The 19,185-nt window shown below is 66.3% G+C and carries 13 protein-coding genes; 3 read left to right on the top strand and 10 right to left on the bottom strand.

The genetic code is table 11. The annotated features are described in order from the left end of the window. Positions 1–484: 484 nt before the first annotated feature. A complete protein-coding gene (locus D3F03_RS02205) occupies positions 485–2,221 on the bottom strand; it encodes a DEAD/DEAH box helicase (RefSeq protein ID WP_119107723.1) in 1,737 nt (578 codons plus the stop codon). Between the two features lie 256 nt (positions 2,222–2,477). Here D3F03_RS02205 and ettA point away from each other — a divergent pair, with 256 nt between their 5' ends. Both ettA and D3F03_RS02195 read left to right on the top strand, forming a co-directional pair. Next, positions 2,478–4,139, top strand: a complete 1,662-nt coding sequence (gene ettA, locus D3F03_RS02200; protein ID WP_119107722.1) for an energy-dependent translational throttle protein EttA — start codon at positions 2,478–2,480, stop codon at positions 4,137–4,139. Positions 4,140–4,177: 38 nt separating this feature from the next. Beyond that, positions 4,178–6,496, top strand: coding sequence for a DUF1631 family protein (locus tag D3F03_RS02195; RefSeq protein WP_119107721.1), 2,319 nt, complete (start codon positions 4,178–4,180; stop codon positions 6,494–6,496). An 8-nt stretch (positions 6,497–6,504) separates the two neighbouring features. Here the strand turns inward: D3F03_RS02195 and D3F03_RS02190 are convergent, their stop codons facing one another. From D3F03_RS02190 to D3F03_RS02155, 8 genes are all read right to left on the bottom strand, one after another. Continuing rightward, positions 6,505–7,827 (bottom strand): TAXI family TRAP transporter solute-binding subunit, encoded by a 1,323-nt coding sequence (locus tag D3F03_RS02190; RefSeq protein ID WP_119107720.1) that lies wholly within the window; start codon positions 7,825–7,827, stop codon positions 6,505–6,507. Positions 7,828–7,838: 11 nt separating this feature from the next. Next, positions 7,839–8,852 (bottom strand): P1 family peptidase, encoded by a 1,014-nt coding sequence (locus D3F03_RS02185; protein ID WP_119107719.1) that lies wholly within the window; start codon positions 8,850–8,852, stop codon positions 7,839–7,841. Positions 8,853–9,041: 189 nt separating this feature from the next. Continuing rightward, entirely contained in the window at positions 9,042–9,245 is a 204-nt protein-coding gene (locus D3F03_RS02180; protein WP_119107718.1) for a YjfB family protein, read from the bottom strand. 213 nt (positions 9,246–9,458) lie between these two features. Continuing rightward, complete coding sequence (locus D3F03_RS02175) at positions 9,459–10,064, bottom strand: IMPACT family protein (protein ID WP_119107717.1); 606 nt, start codon at positions 10,062–10,064, stop codon at positions 9,459–9,461. A gap of 2 nt (positions 10,065–10,066) precedes the next feature. Continuing rightward, positions 10,067–11,461, bottom strand: coding sequence for a phospholipase (locus tag D3F03_RS02170; protein ID WP_119107716.1), 1,395 nt, complete (start codon positions 11,459–11,461; stop codon positions 10,067–10,069). 2 nt (positions 11,462–11,463) lie between these two features. After that, on the bottom strand, positions 11,464–13,023 hold the full coding sequence (locus D3F03_RS02165) for an FGGY-family carbohydrate kinase (RefSeq protein ID WP_119107715.1): 1,560 nt from the start codon (positions 13,021–13,023) through the stop codon (positions 11,464–11,466). Between the two features lie 542 nt (positions 13,024–13,565). After that, entirely contained in the window at positions 13,566–15,239 is a 1,674-nt protein-coding gene (locus D3F03_RS02160) for a glycerol-3-phosphate dehydrogenase/oxidase (RefSeq protein ID WP_245960468.1), read from the bottom strand. A gap of 76 nt (positions 15,240–15,315) precedes the next feature. After that, positions 15,316–16,953, bottom strand: a complete 1,638-nt coding sequence (locus D3F03_RS02155) for an FAD-binding oxidoreductase (protein ID WP_119107713.1) — start codon at positions 16,951–16,953, stop codon at positions 15,316–15,318. A gap of 94 nt (positions 16,954–17,047) precedes the next feature. On the opposite strand from D3F03_RS02155, the gene D3F03_RS17115 reads away from it, so the two are divergent. Continuing rightward, positions 17,048–18,118, top strand: coding sequence for an AraC family transcriptional regulator (locus tag D3F03_RS17115; RefSeq protein WP_158606124.1), 1,071 nt, complete (start codon positions 17,048–17,050; stop codon positions 18,116–18,118). Here the strand turns inward: D3F03_RS17115 and D3F03_RS02140 are convergent. Then, a complete protein-coding gene (locus tag D3F03_RS02140) occupies positions 18,108–19,082 on the bottom strand; it encodes a bifunctional helix-turn-helix transcriptional regulator/GNAT family N-acetyltransferase (protein ID WP_119107711.1) in 975 nt (324 codons plus the stop codon). The two genes, D3F03_RS17115 and D3F03_RS02140, sit on opposite strands and share 11 nt — an antisense overlap. Positions 19,083–19,185 lie beyond the last annotated feature (103 nt).

Below are 19,185 nucleotides of genomic sequence, written 5' to 3'. Positions count from 1 at the left end.
GACGGCGCCTGCGCAGGCCACGTTGCTGGAACCGGTAGGGCAATTGCAGGCTGTGCAGGCGGTGCAGGCTGCGTGGCAAGCGGCGCCGTGGGGGTGACGTGACCTCGCTCAACTGGGGGTAGGGGGGCCTTGGCTGGCCATGGGGGCAGTGGGGTGCTGCCGCAGCCGGCGAGCAGGGCGAGCATCAGGGCCAAAGGCAGTGCCCGGCTGGGGACGGCTACGCGAGTGCTGCGGAAACGGTGAAGCAAATGCATGGTGCGATCGGCAAAAGAACAGGGATTTGCCGGGCAAGGTGGGCCGGCGCGTAGCCAGAATGGTAAACGCCGCCGCAAGCAGCGGGGTGTCGGCGTGCACGCCGTCTGCCGGTATTTGTTTCCAACAGTACCGCGGGTGGAACTGGCGCTACACAAAAAATAGCTTCCAGCGCTTATGCAGTAAGCGCTGGAAGCCGATTTGATGTAATTTTTTAGCTTGTGGCTGGCGGTCAGTACCCGCCACGGCGGCCACCGCCACCACTGCGTCCACCACCGCCGCCGCTGCGACCGCCGCCGAAGCCACCACCGCCGCTGCGGTAGCCGCCGCCACCACGGCGACCTGCGGACATGCTGTCAACGCTGGTGCGCATTGGGTCGGGCTGGGCTGCTCCGTGGCCGGGCACACGGGGCGGCGCCATGCTGTTCCCCGCTTGGGTTCCTAGATGCGCGTTCTCGCGGGCGGGTTGCCAATCGTCCGAATGGCGCGGTGGATTGGCGCCGCCACGTGGGTTGCCACGCCCGCCGCCGTTGCCGGTCGGGGTGTTGCGAGGTGCATTGCGAGGTGCATTGCGAGGTGCATTGCGAGGTGCATTGCGGCCGCCGCCACCACCGCTGCGGCCTGGGTTGTTGCCATTGCCTTCGCCGCCCGAGGGTCGGGCGCCACGGGTACCCTGGCCCGCGGTTTTGCCAGCGCGCATGCGCTCCATCATCTCGCTGCGGGCGGCTTTGGCAGCGGCCTGCATCACGTCGCGGCTGGGTGGACGGCCTGCGCCACCCCATATGGTCTGTCGGCCCATGGCGATGGGTTCGGCTTTTTCACCCTCATCAGGCCCAAAGCCTTCAATTAGCTGCACGGGAATCGTTTGCTTGGTGAAGCGCTCGATCTCCATCATGAAGCCTTCCTCGTCCATGCACACCAGGCTCACGGCTTCACCGCTGGCGCCTGCGCGGCCGGTGCGGCCGATACGGTGCACGTAGTCTTCTGGGACGTTAGGGATTTCATAGTTCACTACGTGCGGCAGATCGTCGATATCGATGCCGCGCGCAGCAATATCGGTGGCTACCAGCGCGCGAATGTCGCCGCTCTTGAATCCAGCGAGTGCCTGGGTGCGGGCACTCTGGCTCTTGTTGCCGTGCAGCGCCATGGCGTTGATGCCATGTTTGGTGAGAAATTCGGCCACGTTGTTGGCGCCGAATTTCGTGCGGGTGAACACCAGCACCTGGCTCCAGTTGTGCTCGTTGATGATGTGTACCAGCACTTGCTTCTTCTTGCCGCGGCCCACCGGGTGGATCACCTGCGAGATGCGCTGCACCGTGGTGTTGCTCGGCGTCACCTGGATGCTCAGCGGATCTTTCAGCAACGTGGCGGCCAGTTCGCGGATCTCGTCGCTGAAGGTTGCCGAAAACAGCAGGCTTTGCTTGTCCTTGGGGACCAGCGCCAGGATCTTCTTCACGTCGTGGATGAAGCCCATGTCCAGCATGCGGTCGGCTTCATCAAGAACCAGCACCTGCACCGTGGAGAGATCAAGAAACCCTTGCTGCTGCAGGTCGAGCAGGCGGCCAGGCGTGGCCACCAGTACGTCAACGCCGCGTTTGATGCGGTCAATTTGCGGGTTCATGCCGACGCCGCCAAAGACCACGGTGGAGTTCAGATCGAGGTGTTTGCCGTACTGGCGCACCGATTCCTCGACTTGTGCGGCAAGCTCGCGTGTTGGGGTCAGCACCAGGGCACGCACACCTTTGCCGCCGAATTTGCTTTTCGGCGCTTCTTCGCGTGAGAGGCGGTCGAGCAGCGGCAGCACAAAAGCGGCCGTTTTTCCCGTGCCGGTCTGCGCGCCAGCGAGCAGATCGTGCCCGGCCAGCACGGCCGGAATGGCCTGTGCCTGGATGGGCGTGGGGGTTTCATAGCCTTGCTCGCGCACGGCTTTCATGATGGCCGGAGCCAGATTCAGATCGTCAAAAGTCATTGAAGTGATGCGCCCATCCGGGCGCCGGGTATCGGCCTGTCGAGGCGCCCTGCGATGGGTGCCGAGCCAGTGTTAGGCTGATAAGGTTCAACAGTGGGCGCCAGCAAGCGGTGTTGCTTCGTCCCCAGCAGTTTGCTGATATCGCGCACAGCTGGAGTGCACGACAGCCGCTATTGTCGCATGGGTCGATAATTGAGCTTGTTCGCCGGGCACAACGCCCGCTCTTTTTTTGCACAGCAGGACCGACCTTCTACCGATGGCCCAATACGTTTACTCCATGAACCGCGTCAGCAAGACGGTGCCCCCGAAGCGCCAGCTCTTGAAGGACATTTCGCTCTCATTTTTCCCAGGCGCCAAAATTGGCGTGCTGGGCCTCAATGGCTCCGGCAAGTCCACCTTGCTCAAGATCATGGCCGGCGTGGACAAGGAGTTCGAAGGCGAAGCTCTGCCCATGCCAGGCTTGTCTATCGGCTACCTGGAGCAGGAACCCAAACTCAACCCCGAGCACACGGTGCGTGAATCGGTCGAGGAATCCATGGGCGCGGTGTTTGCCGCCAAGGCCCGTCTGGAAGAGGTCTATATCGCGTATGGCGCCGAAGACGCCGACTTTGACGCGCTGGCCGCCGAGCAGGCCCAGCTCGAAGCCGTCATTGCCACTGCCGGGACCGACTCTGAGCACCAGCTTGAGATTGCCGCCGACGCACTGCGCCTGCCGCCCTGGGACGCCAAGATTGGCCTGCTCTCCGGTGGCGAAAAGCGCCGCGTGGCCCTGTGCCGCCTGCTTCTGTCCAAGCCCGACATGCTGCTGCTCGACGAGCCGACCAACCACCTGGACGCCGAGTCGGTGGATTGGCTGGAGCAGTTCCTGCAGCGCTTTCCCGGCACCGTGGTGGCCATCACCCACGACCGCTACTTCCTGGACAACGCCGCCGAATGGATTCTGGAAATGGACCGCGGCCGCGGCATTCCCTGGAAGGGCAACTACAGCACCTGGCTGGAACAGAAGGGCGAGCGCCTGGCGCAAGAGCAAAAGAGCGAAGAAGCCCATGCCAAGGCTTTGAAGAAAGAGCTGGAATGGTCGCGCCAGAACCCCAAGGCCCGCCAGGCCAAGAGCAAATCGCGCCTCGCCCGCTTTGAAGAGCTGAGCGACATGGAATACCAGAAGCGCAACGAGACACAGGAGATTTTCATTCCTGTGGCCGACCGTCTCGGTCAGCAGGTCTTCGAGTTCCACAACGTCAGCAAGTCGTTTGGCGATCGCCTCTTGATCGACAACCTGAGCTTCACCGTGCCGCCTGGCGCCATCGTCGGCATCATCGGCCCCAACGGCGCGGGCAAATCCACGCTGTTCAAGCTGCTGGCGGGCAAAGAGCAGCCCGACAGCGGCACCGTGGTGGTCGGCTCGACCGTGAAGATGGCGTTTGTGGACCAGCACCGCGATGTGCTGGCCAACGACAAAACCGTCTGGGAAGACGTCTCGGGCGGCCTGGACATCCTGACCGTGGGCAAGTTCCAGATGGCCAGCCGTGCCTATTGCGGCCGCTTCAACTTCAACGGCGCTGACCAGCAAAAGAAGGTGGGCATGCTCTCGGGCGGTGAGCGCGGACGCCTGCACCTGGCCAAGACGCTGATTGCGGGCGGCAACGTGCTGCTGCTGGACGAGCCCTCGAACGACCTCGACGTGGAAACCCTGCGCGCCCTGGAAGACGCCCTGCTGGAATATGCGGGCAGCGTGCTGGTCATCAGCCACGACCGCTGGTTCCTCGACCGCATCGCCACGCACATTCTGGCCGCCGAGGGCGACAGCCAATGGACGTTCTTCGACGGCAACTACCAGGAGTACGAGGCCGACAAGAAGAAACGCCTGGGTGAAGAGGGTGCGCGCCCGCACCGCATGCGTTTCAAGGCGCTGAAGTAGTATTCAAGCAGTTCATTGACTTTTTAGTTTCTGCCAACATGACTCTGTCTGCGGTTCGTTCCAGAGCGGTACTTCGGGCTTGTGTGGTCACGGCCGTGCGGGAAGGCGAGACGTTGATGGACCAGCTCGTCAAGTTCACGCTGGACGAGCTGGCCAAGCAGGAATCCGAAACCCGGGCCATCGCCAAGCGCGATCTCGCGCATGAGGCGCAGAAGCTGCTGCGCGAGCACCACGCGGGCCTGAACAAGGCGTACCCGATGGTGCTGCTGGAGCTGTTTGCCGATGGCTCGGGGGCGCCTGCTTCCAAGCCCGCAGCGTCCAGCGCACTGGATTTCGGTGAACTCACCTTGGTGGACGACGATGAAGTCCAGGCCCAGGTCGAACTCTCCCGGGCGCAGCAGATGGCGCTGCATACCACGGACGCCATCTTGTCGGAGCTCAATGGCCTGGTCAGCGCGGCCCAGGGTTTGCCACGCGTGCAGCCGGAGCGCAACCCGCTGCGGCCTGAGAACTACATTCGCGCGCTGCAGCGCGCCATCGCCGACACGCAAGTCATCGCGCCGATGCGCGAGGCGTGGATGCAGCATATGCGGCCCTACCTGAGCCAACAGTTGGTTGGGGTATACGAGCGCGCGGTGAAAGGTTTGCGCGAACATGGCGTTGAGCAGGTGGGTTGGGGCGCGCGCGTACCGCAGCAGCCCGCTTACCCGCAGGGCGCGCCTGGCAGTGGCTGGTACGGACCGGGCGCGGGGGAGGTGCGCTCGGGCTGGGCGACCGCTTCTGCCTGGGCCGGCAGCCAGGCGGCACCTGTGGGCTACCAGGAGGCGGGGGCTTCGGGCTATGCGCCCAGTGGCCAGGAGGCATTGCTGACGGTCAGCATTCTTCGGCAAATGCTGGCCGGCGCAGGCGACCCGTACCAGGAGCTCTATGCGCCAACGGGATCTGCGGGTTCCGTTTACGCGGGTGGGCAGCAGGCGCCTTCTCCGCAGGGATTCGACCGCTACGCGCCGGCCGGCGCGTCGGAGGCGATCGAAGACATCGCGCAGCTTGAGCGCCTGGTAGGGCGCCTGGCGAACAGCCAGTCAGCCTACCTGCACAGCGGGCAAGGCGCGCCGCGCACCGGCCAGGCCTCTTTGTATGGCGCTGCCGAGGCGGCGCCCAGGGGCGCGGAGGTTGTCGCACGCATGGTGGAAAATATCTCGCAGGATGCGCGCCTGTTGCCGCCGGTGCAGCAGGCGGTGCAAAACCTCGAACCAGCCATTCGCAAGCTGATCCGCCACGATTCGCGCTTTTTCAGCGATGCCAACCACCCAGCCCGCCGTTTGCTGGATGAGATCACCCAGCGCAGCCTGGCGTACACGCATGTGGAGGCGCCGGGCTTTAGCCGCTTCATGCGGTTGATCGATCAGGCCGTTGCCCACTTGAGCAAGTCAGAGATCACCAGTGCCGCTCCGTTTGAAACCGTGCGGCGTGCCTTGCAGGCGGCATGGGAGGCGCAGCAAAAGAAGCTTGAGGCCCGCCAGGAGCGCGAGAAGCAGGCCCTGCTGCTGGCGGAAGAGCGTGAGATGCGCGCTGAGCGCGTGGCCGCGGAAATCGGTGCGCTGCCTGAGTTTCCAGGTGCGCCCCAGGACATCACCGATTTTGTGCTGGGCCCTTGGGTGGAAGTGGTGGCTGCCGCGCCGCTGGACGCACAGGGCAAGCGCAGCCCACAGGCCGCAAGTGCACTGGCTTTGGTCCCCTTGCTGCTCTGGAGTGTGCAGCCGGACCTCGCATGCGAGCACCCCGACCGATTGGACGAAGCCACCATGCTGCTGCCGGTACGCTTGCGCACCGAGCTCGAAAACATTGGCCACCCACGCGAAGAGATCGACGCGTTTTTGGCGCGCCTCGCGCAATTGCACCGCCTCTCCTTGGCAGCCAGGCCGCCAGATTTCGAGTTGCCGCAAGCGTCTGTACCGGAGGACGGAGGTCCGGGTGACCTGGAGCAGGGCGCTGCAAACGATGGCGACAGCGTGACGTCCCTGTACGGGCCCGAGCCGATGGCAGAGCCCGAGGTGCAGCAGGAGGACGCGCCGGCCCCTCGGCCACCCGAGAGCGACGGCTTTGTCATGGGCGCCTGGGTGGAATTGGTCACCTCGGGCAAATTGATGCGCACCCAGCTCACATGGTGCAGCCCGCACAACACGCTGTTTCTGTTTACCGCGCCAGATGGCAGCACGCAGTCCATGACGCGACGCATGCGCGACAAACTGGTGGCTGGTGGCGCTCTGCGGCTGATGGACGCGCTGCCCGCGACCGAGCAAGCCTTGCGCAGCGCGGCCAAGCCGCAAGGCAACGAGCCGCCGCCTTTGGCCTGACGAGCGACTCAAGCGTGCGGCAACTTTTGCCTGATCAGGTGAATATGGTTGCGCAGCGCGTACAGCTCGTCGGCGTACGACAGCGGCACGTTGACCTTTTCGACCTGCGCCTCCAGCCGGTTCAGTTCCTGGGTGATCGATGCGGGTGTTGTGTGCCCGGCTTCCATCTCGTTTTCAATTTCGCGCAGCCGGCCATACCAGCGAAAGACGCGTGAGCGCACCCGAAACTGGTAGAGCGGCGGCACGATGCGCGAGAGCGGCAGCAGGGCCGCCAACAAGATGCCCAGCACCAGCCACATGCGCTCGATCAGATTGGCCAGCCAGAACGGTAGGTAGCGCTGCAGCAGCGGCACGGGCTCGTTGATGGCGCGGTCGGCTTCGGCGGCAATGGGCAGCTCGCTGTGCCGGGTGTTGGGAAATTCTCGCGCCCGGTTGAACCAGCCGGCCCCGCTGTGCAAACGCTGCCCGGCTTGCGCAAACAGTTGTAGCAGGGCCGGATGCGTGTCCGTGCGTGCAAGCAGCGCGGTCGTGGGCGCGAGCAGCCGCACATCGGCTGGTGGCACATCGCGCGCCAGGTCCACGACACCGCGGGGCAGAGTGACGGGGCTCAAAAACGCAAAACGCCGGCTGTAGGCTTCGTTCTGCGGAAAATCCATCAGCGCCACGCCAGGTGTCTGCAGCAGCATCTGCACCATCAGCGACTCCGGCGCCGAGGCAAACACCAGCACGTCGAGCTTGCCCGCAAGAAATTTCACGGTGGCGTCGGTCTGTCCGAGTTGCGAGAGCTTCAGATCGCCGGGTTCCACGCCGTTGGCTGCCAGCAGTTTCTCCATCAGCGTGGGAACGCCGCTGCCTGCCGTACCCACATTCACGCGCTGGCCGCGCAGTTGGCGCAAGCTGTCCAGCGGCCTGGGGCGGCCCTGGTGGTGCGCCAAGGCAGGTCGGTAGAACAGCCACAGCGGTTCAACGAACAGGCTGCCCAGCGACGTGAGATCTTCTCGATCGCTCTCCTGCAGATCCGCAGTGCCACCTTGCACGAACGCCAGGTCGGCGCGGCCGCTGCGCAGCAGCTCCAGGTTGGCCGACGAGCCTTCGCTTGGCAGCAGCACGACCTTGATCCCCTCGACCGCGAGTGCCTGCTGGTAGCGTTTGCCAAAGGTCTCGTAGGCGCTTTGCGCGGGCCCGGTGGCCAGCGTGACCTGCTTTGGGGGCGTGGGGTTGAGCCACCAGTAGGCCAGCGCCAGAAGACCGATGGCCAGGAAGACCAAGGGGCCGGCGGACGCGAGCAGGTCGCGCAGCGAGAGCAGGGTGTTGCGGAAAACCTGGGGCATGGCTCGGGCTCTCATGTGCTCTGCGGCAGCCAGTCGGCCATGGCCGGCAGGTAAAGCCCTTGCGGGGTGGTCAGCGACCGCGTGGCCTGCACGGCGCGCAGCGTGGCGCGTGCCGTTGCCTCGGCGGCCATGGCGGCCAGCAGCAGCATGCCGGGGTGCCTGCCCGACCTGCCGGTGCCCAGCGCAAAGAGGGTGTCGCCATCGAGCTGGGTGTGGGCCGGGAAGATGCTGCGTGCCAGGCCGTCGTGCGCGGCCAGCGCCAGGCGCTGCGCCTGTGCCTTGTCGGCGAGCACTGCATCGGTCGCGACCACGCCAATGGTGGTGTTGGTGCCCGGCAGCAGCGACTGCGGCAGTTCGCCGCCGAGCAACGCGCGGCGGCTGTCCAGCAAGGCCAGGCCGTCCTCGGTGCGTGCGCCCGCGATGACCTTGCCGGTGTTGGCGTCGAGCACGTCGCCCACGGCGTTGCAGGCAATCAGTGCGCCCACGGTCACGCCATCGACGGTGACCGAGGCGCTGCCAATGCCCCCCTTCATGGCGCGCGCCATGCCGAAAAGCTTGCCCACGGCGGCGCCCGCGCCGGCGCCCACGTTGCCTTCGGCGGGCGCTTGGCTGGAGGCGGCGGCACAGGCCGCGTAGCCTGCGGCGGCGTCGGGGCGGATGCTGGCGTCACCCACCATCAAGTCAAACAATACGGCCGCCGGCACGATGGGCACGCGCGCCACGCCGACATCCAGGCCCACACCGTGCGCTTCCAGCCAGCGCGCGGCGCCGCTTGCGGCATCGAGGCCGAAGGCGCTGCCGCCCGACAGCACGATGGCGTGGACCTCATTCACCAGGTTGCCCGGTGCGAGCAAATCGGTCTCCCGCGTGCCGGGCGCCGCGCCGCGCACGTCCACCCCGGCGATTGCACCCGCGCGGGCCAGCACCACAGTGCAGCCGGTGGGGCGGCGGGTGTCGGTGAAGTGGCCGACCTCAATGCCGGCGACGCGGGTAATGCTGCCGGGGTCGATGTGCTGGGAATTCATGCGCGCCGATTATGGGCGGCGTTGGTGTCGTGAGTTGAGGGTGCGCTAAAAAAGGCAAGGCGTCGAAATCGTCGTCAGGCAAGGCGCAAACCACAGCGATAGCCGTAGCTATCGCGAGGATTTGCAACGCGGCATAGCGGCAATTCTTGGCGTCTTTCTGAGGCGAACCTTCAATTCACGACACTTGGTTCAGGCGAACGTATCGAGTTGCGTGCCCAGCGGTCCGAGATTGGGCGCTGGGGGCTGCGGCAGAGCGTCGAGCAGCGTAGCGGCCGCAGTCGCCTGCACGTCAAGGGCCTTCTTGAGCACCGCTACATTGGCGGCTTGCGCGGTCTGGGCCTGGGTGTTGGCGCTGGCAATCTGCAGCAGCGAATGGGTCAAGGCGATATCCATGTTGGTATATCGGCAGAACGCACAAGGACTGTAGCGCTGGTGATTGCCTTCCAACGCCGCCGCGCCAGGCGCAGCGCAGCGCACGCAAGTCGTTCCCTATGGGCTGGCGTGGGCGATGGGGAAAGGGTCGGCGCAGCAAAAAAACTAGTGAAAAGTGACTCTAGCGCTTATGGAGTATGCGCTAGTAGCTATCGAATCAATAGTCTTCGTGCTTCAAGCCATGCTGTTGTCTTCCACGGTGCTGCAGACAATGGCCCCGTGCGAAAGGTCTGCCAGGCGCTGGATCAGCGCCGCAGCATCGCCTTCGGGCAGCGTGAACGTGAGGCGCACCACGCTGGCGTGCTCGGCGGCCAGCAGGCTGGCACTGGCGCTGGCCAGCTCGCGCCGTACCGCGCCTTCCAGGGCATACGGCAGGCTGCATTCCAGGCAGGCCATGCGCTGCAACGTGATTTTTTCTGCGCCCAGCAGGGCCTGGGCCACGCAGTCGGTGTAGGCGCGCACCAGCCCGCCAGCGCCCAGCTTGACACCGCCGAAATAGCGCACCACGGTGGCCAGAACGCCCTCCAGATCCTGGTGGCGCAGCACCTCCAGCATGGGACGGCCGGCCGTTCCGCCGGGCTCGCCGTCGTCCACCGCGGCCGATTGGCCGCCTGCCAGCAAGGCCCAGCAAATATGCGTGGCGCCAGGATGCTGCTTCCAGAGCGCATCCACGGCGGCCTGGGCGCTGGCGCGGTCCTGCATGGGTTGCACGCAACCGATGAAACGGCTTTTCCGGATGGTCAGGTCGCTGTGGACGGCAGCAGCCAGCGTCTGCGCCATGCTTACTTGCGCACCCCGTTGGAGAGCATGCTGCGCACCAGCGCCCGGCTGTGGGTGCCGAAATGGCCCAGCAGCTCGGCGAGGGTGGTGTCCAGATGGGCGCGGCGCGCGGGGTCGATGGCCGAGAGTTCCTTGATCAGGTCGATCTGTGCGGAGTGCACGCCAAAGTCGAAGCTGGGGTCCGAGACATAGCGTTCCGGCAGCGTATCGACCAAGGCACGGTCGGTCGCCGCGCCAGCGTCGTAGGCCTCTTTGCTGACCACGTCGCGCACGTAGCGCCCAGACCAGACGGGGTAGTGGGCGTCCGCGCTGGTGTCGTGCAACTCGGCCCCGAGGGCGCCCGGCTGGCGTGCCTTGGCAGCGCTGCGAATCAGCGCGCTTTCGTAGTTCTCCAACGCCAGATGCCGGTTGGAGAGCAGCACGATCATTTCGTTTTTCCACTTCGGCAGCCCTGCCATGGCCAGGGCGTTGATGCCGATCAGCTTCAAGGCGCTGGTGCCGGGCGCGACGCTGGCGTGGTAGGGCTGGGTCAGGTCCTGAACGTAGTGCATGGCCAGGCCCGTGAAGCGCCAGCCCCAGTAGGGGTGGCCGCTGTCGAAGGCCAGGCGCGCCAGGCTGGTGTACTGGTGCACGCGCAGCAGAGGGTAGGTGCGCTTGAGGAAGGGCGCCGCCAGGTAAATGAGGGCATCTTCATGGAAGAACCCCATGTGGAACGGGGCCTGGGTGCTAAAGCTCAGCGTGGGGTTGCCAAAGGGCAGGGCGCCGAAACCGTAGGTCCGGCCGGCCTCTGAAGGGCTGTCGCTCCAGAGGTTCAGGTCCATGCCGTAGTCGGGTTCGTCGCTGGCCGACGCCACCACGGCGAGGGCTGGGACCAGTTCACCTGGGTCGATACGCACAAAGACGTGGCTCGTCTCTTCGGGTTTTTCAAGTGCGTTGACGGCCGTAGGCGCCAGCAGCCGCGCCGGGTCGGGCGCTGGGCCCCAGGGGTCGGGCTGGACGTACAGCGCCAGCCGGCTCTCGGGCGAAATGCGCAGCGCGGCGAGGAAAGCCTTGCGGCGCTCGGCATCGCTGCGCGCCGGGTCGGCCTTGAAGGCGAGCGCTTCGGGGCGTGGTGGGTAAGTGTCGAGCGTCTGGCGCGCCCAGGCTTCATCGGTCACCATCAGATCGGCAATGGCTTTTTCCTCGTTCTTCAGAAAGCCCTCCAAGGGCTCGGCCGGCACTTGTACGCTGGTCGCCAATTCAGGCATGCGTTCCAGCGCCCGGTAGGTCACCATGGCGTGGTTGCTCCAGGCGAAGGCGGTGCCGGCGAAACCGGTCAGCGCAGCAACAATCAGGACATAACGGGTGGTACGCATGGACTTGCTGTAGGTCGAAGTGGGCGGGAGCGCCAACGCCATTGTCAATCCTGTGAAGGGTAGCCGGTAATCGCGCGGATCTCCTGGTACAGCGGCTGCAGGCGCCGGTACATGCGGCAATACACGCGCCGGTAGAGCTGATCGTAAGTGTGTGCGTGCTGCGGCTCAGGCTCGAATCGGTCGCCCATGCGTGCCATCGCGGCCACGGCGGCGGCGTAGTCGGCGTGCAGGCCCAGGCCCACGGCGGCGATCATGGCGGCGCCCAGGCCGCTGGTTTCGTACAAATGCGGGCGCTCGCAGGGCAGGTTGAAGATGTTGGCGGTGATCTGCATGGCCGCATTGCTTTGCGAGCCGCCACCCGAGACGCGCACCAAGGTGATGGGCGCGCCGCCGCGCTTCTCAATCCGCTCCTTGGCTTCCCGCAGCGCGTAGGCCAGGCCTTCGAGGATGGCGCGGTACAGGTGGGCGCGGGTGTGCACGTCGCCAAAGCCAATCACCGCGCCCTTGGCCTCGGGGCCGGGCACCTTGATGCCGGGGTTCCAGAAGGGCTGCAGCATGAGGCCCTGGGCGCCGGGCGGCACGGCGCTCACCAGGGTGTCGAACAGGCTCTCGGGCGCCACGCCCTCGGCCATGGCTTGCTGCTGCTCGTGCAGGCCGAACTGCTCCTTGAACCAGTTGACCATCCAGAACCCGCGCGTGATCTGCACCTCGGTGTTGTAGTGGCCGGGCACTGCTGCCTGGTAGGGCGGGATGAAAGGCGTGGCTTCGAGGTAGCGCGGCGTGGTGGTGTTGATGGTGGCGGCGGTGCCGTAGGAGAGGCAGGCGGTGTCGGGCGTCAAACACCCGGCGCCCAGCACCTCGCAGGCCTTGTCTGCGGCGCCCGCCAGCATTTTCAATCCGGCGGGGATGCCCGTGTCCTGCGCGGCCTGCGCGCTCACCTGGCCGATGACGGTGCCCGCCGCCACCAGCTCGGGCAGCATGGCGGGGGTGATGGGCAGGGCCTGCCATTTCCAGTCGTGTGGCGGTGCCCAGTGGCCTTTTTTGTAGTCGAAGGGTACGTAGCCGACTTGCGAGGCAATCGAATCGACAAAGCGGCCGGTGAAGCGGTAGTTGAGGTAGCCCGAGAGCAGCAGATAGGTGCGGGTGCGCGCCCAGATGTCGGGCTGGTGCTGGGCAATCCAGTTGGCCTCGGCTTCCTTCTGGAAGTGGCGCACGGTATCGCGCATGCCAATGGTGCGAAAGGCGGCCTCCCACCACCAGGCCAGGCGCGGGGCGTGTTCGGCGCGGCGCTGGTCGAGCCAGATCATCGCCGGGCGCAAGGGCTGGCCGTGCTCGTCCAGCGCCAGCGTGGTGCCGCGCTGCGTGGTGATGACGAGGCCGGCGATGTCGTTTTTCTCGATGGTGGTGGTGTGCCACAGCTGCTGGCAGGCCTGGCACAGCGCCTGCCAGAACACTTCGGCCTCGGCCTCCATCCAGCCCGGCTCGGGCGACTGGTAGGCGATCGCCACCTGGGCCTTGTCCACCAGGTTGCCGTGCAGATCGAACAGCAGGGCGCGCACGCTTTGGGTGCCGTTGTCGATGGTGAGCAGGTAGGGGGCGGGCATGGTGTCTCCTGTTTGCTTTTGGTTTGATAGCTGCTTACGCTTTATGGATAAGCGCTAGAGGCTAATTTCATTCATATTTTTCCGTGCTTGACGGCTGGTAGTGCGCCACGTTTCACGGCAGGTGCGGAGCGCCGCGCCCACCGCTCCGGGATTGGGGTCGGAGCACGAGTTTCGCTGCGCGAAATCGTGATCCGACCCCAATGCCTGCGCCGCGCCCATGCCATGGCTGAGCGCAGCGATGGCCCGAAGGGCTGTTGGTCTCCCCATCCCCTCTGTCCGTGCCGAGAAGCACAGCGCCGGGCGGAAAAAGGGCCGCGCGTGTTTGAGCGAAACGCAGTGCAGCGAGTTTGCGCGGACCCCGCCCGGTGCGAGCATCGCAGGTTGCCCCGAAGCGCAGCGCAGGGGACACGGACAGCGGGGTCGGCTTCTCTTTGGTGACTTTCTCTTGGCGACGCAAGAGAAAGTTACTGCGCCGCCGGGCGCACATCCCGGCACCCGTCCTCTGCCAAGGCATGCGGCCAGAACAGAAAATGCGGCTCCAGTTAGCGCGTCGCATGCTGCGCAGTCGCTCCGGGACCGGGGTCCGTTCCGGCATTTGGGTCAGAGCACGAGTTTCGCTGCGCGAAATCGTGATCCGACCCCAATGCCTGCGCCGTGCCGGGCGGCTGGTAGTGCGCAGCGATGAGGGCGCGGTAACGCTCCACCTCCAGCTCCCAGCGGGCTTCGTCCCACGCCAGGTGCGGGGCGCAGAGCTGGTGGATGCGCGGCAGGTAGTCCAGCCCGCCACGCGGCAAAAGAATGCCCAGCCGGGTGCGGCGCAGCAGCAGGTCGTCGAGGTGCTGCACGGCTTCGTGCCGCGCTGCGATGGCCAGCTCCAGCCACAGGGTCTGGGTGCCGGGGATGGTGTGCAGGTCGTCGCAGGCGCCCGTGCTCCATTCGGCCGCGTACGCGCCGTAGCGCGCGGTGAGGCGCTGGCGCACGGCGGGGCTCCAGCGCGGGTTCAGCGGGGGTGCGGGGGTGAACAGCGGGGCGTCGCTCCTCTCAAACGCCTTGCCTGCATGCGGCGCCGCCAGTGCCAGCGCGTCCTGCGCCATCAGCCGAAAGGTGGTGAGCTTGCCGCCGGCCAGTGTGACCATGCCCGATTCGTCGCGCACCACATGGTCGCGCGTGGCTTTGGACGCATCCTGCTGGCCGTCGTCAATAACTGGCCGTACGCCGGCATAGCAGGCGCTGATGTCGGCAGCGGTGATTTGCGCGGCAGGGAACTGGTCGTTCACAGCATCCAGCAAATAGGCCACTTCCGAAGCGGTGATGCTGGCCTCGGCATCCAGGTCGGCGCGGTGGTCCAGGTCGGTGGTGCCCACCAGCGTCGCGCCCTCCCAGGGGTAGAAAAAGACCGGACGGCCATCCTGGGGGTGCATGAAGCTGATGCTTTGCGCCACCGGCAGGCGCCAGAACGGCAGCACCAGGTGGCTGCCGCGCAGCGGGCGCAAGAGCGGCGCGGCGCCCACGCCCGCGCGCAAGCGGTCGGCCCAGGCGCCGGTGGCGTTGACCACGGCGCGGGCCTGCACGGCGTGGGTTTGGCCGGTCAGGCTGTCTTTGGCCACCAGGCCGGTGACTTTTCCGTTCGCGGTTGTCAGGCTTTCAACGGCCACGTAGTTAAGCAGCACGGCGCCGTCGCGCCGGGCTTCGAGCAGCACGCGCCAGACCAGGCGGGCGTCGTCCGTCTTGGCGTCCTGGAACACCAGGGCACCGCGCAGGCCCGGCGGCGCCAGGCCCGGCGCCAGCGCCTGCGCGGTGGCGAGGTCGGCGTAGTAGTGGCTGCGCTGCCCAGCCATCAGGTCGTACACCACCAGGCCGGTCTGCATCAGCCAGCGGCCGGGCTTGCGGCCTGGGCAGTCGGCAAACAGAAAGCTCTGCGGCTCCACCAGGCCCGGCGCTTCACGCAGCAGGCGCTGGCGTTCGCGCACCGAGTGCAGGGTGGTCTTGAGGTCGCCTTCCTTGAGGTAACGCAGCCCGCCGTGTACCAGTTTGGAGGAGCGGCTGGACGTGCCCCAGGCAAAGTCGCGTTGCTCCAGCAGCAGCACGCTCCAGCCGCGCCGCGCGGCCTGCTGCGCCACACCGGCGCCGCTGATGCCGCCGCCGATGACGACGAGGTCCCAGGTCTGCGCGGGCAGGCGTGCAAGCGCGTCAGCGCGCGTCGGGAAGAGGTTCACACGGTTTTGCATTCGGTCGGTTCACTAGGCGCAAGCCCAAGACAGTGCTGTTGCACGACGAGGCGCACCAACGACGTTAGACGGTCGAAGGCAAAGCCGTGTTCGCCCATGGCCCGCCGTCCTGCAAGAGTTTTCCAGGATTCATGATGCCCTGCGGGTCGAAGTGGCGGCACAGCTCGGCCAGCGTCGCCATACCGAGCGGGCCTTTTTCATCGACCAGGTGCGCCGCGTGGTCGCGCCCCACGCCGTGCTGGTGGCTGACGGTGCCGCCGTGCGCGGCAATGGCGTTGGCCACGGCGGCCTTGAACGCTTGCCAGCGCTCGAAGTTGGGCGCAAAGCCGCCTGGTGCAATGGGCCACACGTACTGCGAGTAGATGCTGCTGCCCTGCGGGTACAGGTGCGAGAGGTGGGTGAAGGCGTGCACGCGCTGGCCATAGCCCGCAAACACGTCGCGCGCGGCCTGCTCCATCGCCAGCATCAGCGGTTTGACCTGCGGCCAGTCCACCGCGGTCTCGATCGTGTCGGCCGCGTAGCCCAGCTCCCACAGCGTGTTGCGCAGGTAGGGGCCTTTGAAGCGGTTGGCCGCCCATTTGCTGCCCATGGCGGTGCCGATGTACACAGCGCCGTAGTGCGCCAGCAGGCGCCGGGCCTCGCGCAGGGTGTGGCGGGCGGTGTGCTTGTCGCTGCTGACGCCCAGCATCAGCATGCATTTGCCTGCGCTGCAGCCGCGCCAGGCCAGGTACTTTTCCATGGCGCCCACCAGCCGCTCGTGCCCGGCCAGCGTGAGGTTGGTTTCGGTCTCGGTGCCGTTGGACAGCCGCAGCATCGACAGCGGTAACTTGCGCTGCACCAGCGCACGCACGGCGGCTTCGGCGCGGTCCCAATCGGGCAGGAAGAGGGCGTGAAAGCTCTCGTGCTCTGGCAGTGGCGTGACGCGCACCGTGGCTTCGGTGAGGATGCCAAAGCGCCCCTCGGAGCCCAGCACCAGCTCACGCAGGTCTGGTCCGGCGCTGGCAGCAGGAAACGTTGGCAGGGTGAGCGGGCCCATCGGCGTTTCCATGCGGCCCCCGGCAAACAAAGCTTCGATGCGCCCGTAGCGCAGCGACTGCTGGCCGCTTGAGCGCGTGACCACCCAGCCGCCCACGGTCGAGTATTCAAACGACTGTGGAAAATGGCCCAGCGTGTAGCCGTGCGCACGCAGTTGCGCCTCTACCAGCGGTCCCGGCGTGCCCGCGCCAAAGGTGGCGAGCTGGCTGGCGGTGTCCAGGTGCTGCAACTGGTTCATGCGCGTGAGGCTCACCGACAGGATGGGGCGTTCGCTGACCGGGCAATCGAGGTGCCCTGCCACGCTGGTGCCGCCGGCGAAGGGGATGACCATCCAACGGTTCGCGTGCGCCAAGTCCAACAGTTCGCGCACCTGCTCGCCCGATTCGGGATACGCCACGCCATCGGGCACCGGGGGCAGCGCGCCAAAGCGTTTGCGAATCCAGTCGGCGTAGCTTTCGCCGAGCGCCATGGCAAAGCGCTCCGAAGGTTCGCGCGAAATCAAAGGGTGCTCGGGCAGGCGCGACGGCGGGATGCACGCCAGCAGGTTTTCGCGCCGCGCGTCCTGCCCCGGCAGACCCGGGCCCAGGCGCCCGGCCAGCATGGCGCGGGCGCTTTCGGTCAGGTTCATCGAAGTGGCGTCGTCGCCCCAGCCGTTCCAGCGTCGCATGACATACTCCCTTGCACATTTTTCAGGCTCTGGCCGCGCGCCGCGCCTGGATGCTGCCGAATGTAGACCCGCGCACGCCCTTTGCCATTCCGCAATGCCGCCACCCACTTGTTCTATCGCGCCAAACAGCTTCCCGGGCCGCGTCGTCGCGCCGTATGCACACACGCTCATTGAACTGGCGCGCGCTGAAGGCGTTTCGCAGGATGGAGGTGCAGCAGCCGATGCGGACATGCCGGTGGCGCAGTACCTCGATTTGCTGGCGCGCGCCTGCGAGCACGCTGGCCCCGCATTCGGTTGGCGCCTGGGGCAAAGCGTCAAGCCCACGACTTACGGCGTCAACGGCATCCTTCTGCTGGCCTGCGCGACGCTCGGCGAGGCGCTGGCACAGGTGCTGCGCTTTGAATCCCTGGTGCACGACTTGGGCCGTTCGGAGTTTGCTCTGGAGGGAGGCCACGCGGTGTACGCCTGGCGCAATGATTGCGCGGGCCACGCGGCTGCGGCTGCCCTGAGCGAGTCGGTGTTCTCCGGCATCCTGACCTGCGCGCAGTGGCTGCTGGGCCGGCCAGTCGAGAGCTTTGCACTCGAATTCACGCATGCGGCCAACGCGCAGAGCGCTTCCTATATCGCGCAGGCCTGCGCCGCGCAAGTGCGCTGGGGCGCGGACGCCAACCGCGCCATCTTCCCCACCGCACTGCTCGATTGGCCCTTGCCCCAAGCCCAGCAGGGCGTGCTAGCGCTGCTGCAGCGCCATGCGGACGCGCTGCTGCAGGCACGCCACCCGCGCGATGCGGGCATTGCGGCGCAGGTGCGCCAAAGCCTTTCGGGCCGACTGGGCCGGGGCACGGTGAAGTTGGCGGACGTGGCGCAGGACTTGCACCTCTCCACCCGCACGCTGCAGCGCCGCCTGGCAGACGAAGGCCTTGCCTACCAGACGTTGCTCGACGCCACGCGCCACGAGTTGGCCTGCCACTACCTGAGCGGCTCGGCCCTGCCGATTGCCGAGGTGGCCTACCTGCTCGGATTTCAGGATGCGCCGGCCTTTACCCACGCCTTCAAGCACTGGCAAGGGCAGGGGCCGGGGCAGTACCGGGCAGAGGCATCCCGGAAGAGTTTGCGTCCGCTTGCGGATGCTGAGAATCGCACCCGCCGGGGACTTACAGCTTGAGTGACCAGGTTTCGCCCACCAGGCTTTTCCCAAACCCGTCATAGGGCTCGGATTTCACCAGCCGGAAGCCCCGTTTGGCATAAATGGCGCGGGCCGCCACCAGGCAGCTATTGGTCCACAGCACCATCTTTCGGTAGCCCTTGGCGCGTGCGAAGGCGAGGCACTCGTCGGTCAGGCGTCCGCCCAGGCCCAGGCCGCGGGCCGAAGGCGAGAGGATGAGCATGCGCAACTGCGCCGTGGAGGCCGATTTGCGCACCACGAACACGGCGCCGACACGCTCGCCGTCCAGCTCGGCAATCCAGCAGCGCTCCCAAGCTGGCTGGAACTTGCGCACGAAGCACGCGGCGATGTCGGCCACCAGCGCCTCGAAGCGGGCGTCCCAGCCGTACTCGCGCCAGTAGGTTTCGCCGTGCTGCTGCACCACCCAGCCCATGTCGCCGGGAAGCGGTTCGCGCAGCATGGCCATGCGAGGGACAACGGGCGCGTCGGTTCCGGGTGTCAACAACGTTTCGATGCGTTCCATCGCGCTCACCAGTTCCCGTTGGCGCGCCGGGGGCAGAGGCGCCAGCAGTGCGGCGGCCTCGTCCCGGGAGCGTTGCTGCAGCGGCTCGAAGGTTTCGCGTCCCAAGGGGGTCAGGCCGAGCACTTGTTGGCGCGCGTCCTTGGCGCTGGCGCTGCGGTGCATCCAGCCCGCGGCTTCAAAGCGGCGCAGCACGCGGCTGAGGTAGCCGCCATCCAGGCCCAGATCGCGCGCAAGCTCGCTCGCCACGGGCGCATCGCGGTGCGCCAGTTCGTAGAGTACGCGCACGTCGGTCAGCGACAGGTCGCTGCCCAAATAGGGGTCGAGCACGCCGACGCGCCGGGTGATGAAGCGGTTGAACTGCCGCACGGCTTTGACGGCGGCGGCAGGGACGGGTGCAGCAGCGGGTGCAGCAGCGGGTGCAGCATCGACTCGCGGTTTCATTGTTGCCTTTGTCATATTATTAATTGACAAAGGCAAGTATATGCTCTGTAGCGTTATGTCGATTTGACGACTCGGGTCGCTGCGAGCCAGTTGCTCGCGGCGA

It is taken from the genome of Simplicispira hankyongi (assembly GCF_003570885.1).
GTDB classification, from domain to species: domain Bacteria; phylum Pseudomonadota; class Gammaproteobacteria; order Burkholderiales; family Burkholderiaceae_C; genus Simplicispira; species Simplicispira hankyongi.
Note: the sequence above shows the minus strand (reverse complement) of the source record. Positions and strands in the feature narration are given on the sequence as shown.